This window comes from Marinomonas pontica (assembly GCF_026191375.1).
Lineage (GTDB): Bacteria > Pseudomonadota > Gammaproteobacteria > Pseudomonadales > Marinomonadaceae > Marinomonas > Marinomonas pontica.
On record NZ_JAODTL010000016.1, the window covers coordinates 21,095 to 27,310 of the forward strand.

At 45.3% G+C, this 6,216-nt stretch carries 5 protein-coding genes; 1 reads left to right on the plus strand and 4 read right to left on the minus strand.

What is annotated here, in order from left to right:
* Positions 1-132: 132 nt before the first annotated feature.
* The 4 genes from pyrC to sbcB form a co-directional block, all read right to left on the minus strand.
* Positions 133-1,164: a dihydroorotase gene (pyrC, locus tag N5P32_RS02260; protein WP_265727574.1), complete on the minus strand. Its 1,032-nt coding sequence runs from the start codon at positions 1,162-1,164 to the stop codon at positions 133-135.
* Positions 1,165-1,303: 139 nt separating this feature from the next.
* Complete coding sequence (locus N5P32_RS02265) at positions 1,304-3,181, minus strand: DEAD/DEAH box helicase (RefSeq protein WP_265727575.1); 1,878 nt, start codon at positions 3,179-3,181, stop codon at positions 1,304-1,306.
* 163 nt (positions 3,182-3,344) lie between these two features.
* Positions 3,345-4,379 carry an AI-2E family transporter gene (locus N5P32_RS02270; RefSeq protein ID WP_265727576.1) on the minus strand — a complete coding sequence of 345 codons (1,035 nt, stop codon included), beginning with the start codon at positions 4,377-4,379 and terminating at the stop codon, positions 3,345-3,347.
* A 9-nt stretch (positions 4,380-4,388) separates the two neighbouring features.
* Positions 4,389-5,843 (minus strand): exodeoxyribonuclease I, encoded by a 1,455-nt coding sequence (gene sbcB / locus N5P32_RS02275; RefSeq protein WP_265727577.1) that lies wholly within the window; start codon positions 5,841-5,843, stop codon positions 4,389-4,391.
* 94 nt (positions 5,844-5,937) lie between these two features.
* Between sbcB and N5P32_RS02280 the strand changes: the two genes are divergently transcribed.
* On the plus strand, positions 5,938-6,216 hold a 279-nt coding region (locus N5P32_RS02280; protein WP_265727578.1), incomplete at its 3' end, for a YchJ family protein.

Here is a 6,216-nt window from a genome sequence, read left to right on the forward strand (position 1 = left end):
TTTCAAAATAGTTTCCTTTGCACTAACTAACACACTATCTTGCGTTTTATAACTGACGTTCTATAACCATAAAAAAACCGAACCCATTTCTGAATTCGGTTGCATTTGATCACTTATTCTTATGGCGCCGCTTTATTTGAGCTTCCAAGACACTTGCTTGCCTGCAAAGAAAGGCACAATTGGATCACCATTTGGAAGCGTGATACTTGTCGGCACTTCCCAAGACTCACGTACCAAAGTAACAGTCTCTGTGTTGCGTGGTAAACCATAGAAGTCAGCACCATAAAGGCTGGCAAAGCCCTCGAGCTTATCAAGCACACCCAACTCATCAAACACTTGAGTGTAAAGCTCTAACGCAGACCAAGCGCTGTAACAACCAGCACAACCACAGTCAGACTCTTTGCGGTGTTTGGCATGTGGCGCAGAATCTGTCCCTAAGAAAAACTTAGGTGAACCCGCTTTAACCACGTCACGCAATGCTTGCTGATGGGTACTGCGCTTCAATACAGGCAGGCAATAATTGTGTGGGCGCATGCCGCCATCCAACATATCATTTCGGTTCAACATCAAATGCTGAGGCGTGATTGTTGCCGCGACCCCCTCTCGAGCAGATAACACAAAATCCACCGCATCCTTAGTCGTAATGTGCTCAAATACCACTTTTAAATTCGGCACTCGCTCGACAATGTTTACCATATGCTGATCGATAAACTCTTTCTCACGATCGAAAATGTCTATGTGTTTTTGCGTTACTTCGCCGTGAATCAATAAAAGCATATTGTTCTCAGCTAATGCCTCAAACACCGGGTACAAAGACTCCAGAGAATTCACTCCAGAATCAGAGTTCGTTGTCGCGCCAGCGGGATACATTTTGGCAGCCAAAACCCCTGCTTGCTTAGCCTCTTTGATGTCTTGAACGCTGGTTTTATCTGTTAAATAAATAGTCATCACAGGCGTAAAGCTACTACCAGCTGGACGTGCCGCCAAAATACGCTCTTTATAGCGCAAAGCAAGCTCAGCGGTAGTTACTGGCGGCACCAAGTTTGGCATCACCACAGCACGCTCAAAACAACGCGCTGTCGCAGGAACGGTCTCTAGCAACATATCTTCATCACGAAAATGTAAATGCCAATCATCTGGTTTGATTATAGTAATTTCGTTCATTACTGGCCTTTTGAATTAAGAGGGGAACGGGTGAATTTTATCAGAAGTCGATAAGTCAAAACACCTAACTTGCGGACATAAAAAAACCGAATCCATCTCTAGATTCGGTTTTTAACATTATCTAAGCAATCTACAAAGATTAACTGTCTTTACGAGGCGCTCTTGGACGACGCTCACCACGATTATTGTCGCGATCACGGTTTCCAGAAGGACGACGACGCTCACCCGCATTAGATGGACGGCGATCACGATCACCACCCGGACGCTTGCGAGAAGAAGGAGATGCTGCGCGCTTATTTAGCTCATCAGCATTTTCCAACTTAGCGATATCAGTGCGCTGGCCACAAATGCGTGTTTTACCTAATTTACCCAAAACATCAGAATTCAAGTTCGTCGGCAAATCAACCGTAGAGAAATCTTCATAGATTTCGATATGGCCGATGTAACGGCTTTCGATTTCCGCTTCGTTAGCAATCGCACCAACGATATTGCCAGGTTTAACACCCGCATTGTAACCCACCTGAACAACGTAGCGTGTCATAGACGTGCTTGGATCGTCTTTTAACGGCATTGCTTCCGCTGTTACTGGACGAACTTTACGTTCACGAGGCGCTCGATCACCGCGGTCTCCGCGCTCGCCACGAGAACCATCTCGATCTTCACGACGTTCACGACGCTCTTGGCGCACTTCCATTTCAGACAACAATAACGGTGTTTTACCTTGCGCCATATGCGCTAAAGCCGCCGCCATTTTCAATGGATCTACTTCGTTTTCTTTCTGGTAGCCCTGAACAAGCTCTAGGAAGAAATCAAGATTTTCGTTGTCCATCGTATCTGTGATGCTTTGTTTAAAGCGGTTCACGCGATGCGCGTTAATGTCAGAAGCCGTTGGCAATGTCATGCTTTCGATTGGTTGACGAGTTGCACGCTCAATGGCTTGCAACATACGACGCTCACGATGAGCAACAAATAGAATAGCAGTACCTGAACGACCTGCACGGCCAGTACGACCAATACGGTGAACATATGATTCTGTATCGTATGGAATGTCATAGTTTACAACGTGACTAACACGCTCAACGTCCAAACCACGCGCAACTACGTCAGTTGCAACCAGAATGTCAATCTGACCTTTCTTGATGCGATCAACTGTACGTTCACGCAAGTTTTGGCTAATGTCGCCATTCAATGCTTCACAAGCGTGACCACGAGCCGTTAACTTCTCAGCCAATTCAACCGTTGCCGCTTTAGTACGAACGAAAATGATCATACCGTCATGTTCATTCATCTCAAGAATACGAGTCAACGCATCTAGCTTGTGCAAACCGCTAACAGGCCAAAATTTTTGAGTAATCGTTGTCGCCGTAGATGTCTTAGTAACAATCTTAACTTCTTTAGGATTGTTCAAATGACGATTAGCTACCTGACGAATCACAGAAGGCATTGTTGCAGAGAACAACGCAATCTGGCGCGTTGGCGGTGTTTGCTCAAGAATCCACTCGACATCGTCGATGAATCCCATACGCAACATTTCGTCCGCTTCATCAAGCACCAATGCTTTCAGTGTATCTAGACGCAATGTTTTACGACGGATATGATCCATCACACGACCAGGCGTACCAACAACGACTTGTACGCCGCGACGAAGCTGACGCAATTGCGTGTCATATGACATGCCGCCGTAAATTGGCAACACATGAAAATCAGGAAGGTTACGAGCATAACTTTGGAATGCTTCAGAAACCTGAATAGCAAGTTCACGAGTAGGAGCCAGAACAAGTAATTGTGTCGTTTTATCTGTAACGTCAATGCGAGACAACAACGGAAGCGCGAACGCTGCTGTCTTACCAGTACCCGTCTGCGCTTGCCCCAAAAGGTCACGACCTTCTAATAGATATGGAATACTTTGCGCTTGGATAGCAGATGGTTGCTCGTAACCTAGGTCAGCAACCGCTTTAAGAACAGGGGCGATTAGGCCCAACGAATCAAATGTAGGCTGAGTATCAGCGTCAGACATGTAAATTAGTACCTTTTTTTGGTGAGGATAAGGCCTGTAACCATTTACATGCCTTAATGAAATTCTCGGAGGAAAAACTGATCGCAAAGTATATACAAAGAATGGAAAATAAGCTAGTCAAATTGCAAAATAGATTCTTTCCCAGTCAGTCAGATTATCGCCTCTAACGCTTAGAGTCACTTGTGTCTGAATCGATCAAGACAACCAACCAATGCATTCGTGGGTTGGCTTCAAAGGCCAGCTTAAGAATAATAGTTAACGGTATAGAAAGCAGCATTCCTACGGGACCGAAAACCCATCCCCATAACAACAATGACAAGAAGACAACCAACGTCGAAAGCCCCAAACCTCGCCCCATATAACGCGGCTCAATTACATTCCCAACAATTAAATTCACCGCCAAAAAGGCCATCGCAGTAAGCCCCGCTGACAAACCGCCCAACTGAACAAACGCCAGCATCACAGCGGGCACCGCCGCAATAATAGATCCAATATTTGGCACAAAATTCAGCAGGAATGCACAAACACCCCATAATATAGGGAAGTCCACACCCAGCACCCACATACAAATCGTAATCAAAACACCAGTTAACATACTAACCAAGGTCTTAATGACCAGATATCTATTGACCGACTTGATAAACGAATCAAACTTTCCCATCGAAACAGAAGAGTTCTGCAACGCTATTGACAATTTTTTTGGCAACTCCACCGCTTCAAACAGAATAAAAATCACGATCATCACCACCAAAACAAGATTAGTCAACGCACTACCCAACCCTCTCAATGCATTGGCAACCATTTGCATAAGCGAAGAAGGATCAACATACCCTTTCACCTGGTCATAGGATATATGCAACCCCATTCCATTTATAACGCGGATAAGTCCCGACATCTCATCAGCAAAGCGCGCTTTATAGTTGGGCAATTGATTGGAAAAACTGTCCAATGAGGCGCCAACCAATACCGCAAGCGAGCCAATACCTACCATGATCAGCAACACGACCAATAAAATTGACAGCCATGTTGGCAAGCCTCGACGGCGCAAACTAGACATGGCTGGCGCGCAAATAATGGCAATAAAAACGGACAACATAAATGGAACGACAATTTGCGAAGCCGCCTTTAAACCAGCAATGATAATAATAAAAGCGGCAAAACCCACCAGCCAATGAATACCTTTATGTTGTTCGCTCATACAACTTCCTTAAAAAGTCACAGGGTAAATGCTCTGCGCATAATCCGCTAAATCTTGCAGCATAATTTGCTTTGAAGCAGGCAGATCTGGCGTTTGAGCGATATCGTTCAAGCGCGCAAAAAATTGCTCCATATTAATGGATCCTCCACCTTCTTTTTCAAGCAAGCGAATGAGTCGGTACTCTTCCCACTCCACTCTCTGCTGCTCTGTCAATTGTTCTGGATAATTCCGACCGATATAGCGCATTAACATTTCAGGCAAACGGCGATCATCAAAAGACAACGCTAAGTCGGCAAGTTGATTCGGCGGTGTAGAACGAATTTTTTCCATTCTGCTTTTGTCTTCCCTAGAAAAGAATCCGCCTGAATACAACATCACATCCGGGTCTTTATGGATGGCTCGCTCTTCTTGTAAAAAAACATCACTCAGCTTAGCCGCTAATCCAGCATGCCCTTTTATGATGGCAAGATTATGACGACATACCGCACCATCCAGATTGAGGCGCGCCACAACATCCGCATCTTTTAAAAACGTCGCAGGCGCAACCGCGGGAGATTTATTGTAATGAATCACTTTCAACGGCAAACGCTCTACTTCACCGAGCTCTTCCTGACGCGTAAACACGCGATGACGAATCTCTTCGACGCTTAATTCAACTAATGGTTGCGCATCTGCCATTAAATCAAACACAACAACGCCATTTTTATTGGTTGGGTGCGGTGCAATAGGCACCACAAACGCAGCATAGTGCTTTGCCTGACCAAACATACCTGAAATATGCAGAAAGGGTTTTAACCGAGCGACATCAATAAACTGTTGCAACTCATGCTTTTGACGCATCTTAAAATAGTAATCAAACAACTTAGGTTGCTTATCTCGAATCAACTTGGCTATTTCAATCGTGCCATACACATCCGACAAGGCGTCGTGCGCCTGCTCATGTGAAATGCCATTCGCTTTCGTCAGCGCTTCTAATTTCATGGAAACCAGGCCATCGTCCCCTTTTGGCCACACAATGCCTTCGGGGCGCATCGCATACGTCATTCGGACCAAGTCAATGATGTCCCAGCGTGAACAATTGTTCTGCCATTCTCGCGCGTAGGGGTCTATGAAATTGCGATAAAAACCGTAACGAACAACCTCGTCATCAAATCGAATGGTATTGTAACCAAGCGCACAGGTTCCCGGCACAGACAACTCAGCCTCCACCGCTTGCATAAACTCAGCTTCACACAAACCTTCACGATTGGCATCTTGCGGACTGATTCCGGTCAATAAACACGCCTCTGGTTGCGGCAATACATCTTCTGCTAATCGGCAATAAAACATGACAGGGTCGCCGATTGGGTTAAACTCCAAATCAGTTCTGATTCCCGCAAACTGCATAGGACGATCTCGTGCTGGGTCTGTTCCGGTCGTTTCAAAATCAAACCAAAAAAAAGAGGTTGGGCCCGCTGAAGTCACAAATAATTCCTGTTAGCCGTTAAATAAAAAAAGTATTATACGCACCTTAAAGTGCATTTGTTAAAGTGTATTTGGCGATGAGAGGAGTTGATTTATGCCAATCCCAGTGAACTGTCCGTGCGGAACAGGAAGCCCATATGAGATGTGTTGCGGTATGTATCACAACAACCCAGGCACCGCACCCACTGCAGAAACTCTGATGCGCTCTCGCTACACCGCTTTTGCCATTGGTGATTTTGAATATGTAGCCAAAACACAAAAGCTGCAAGATGAACCAGGTCAAGCGGCCACAGACATCCAAGACAGTAACGAACATACTAAATGGATAAAGCTTGAAGTGAATGCCACTGAGGATGGTTTAGAAAAAGACAAA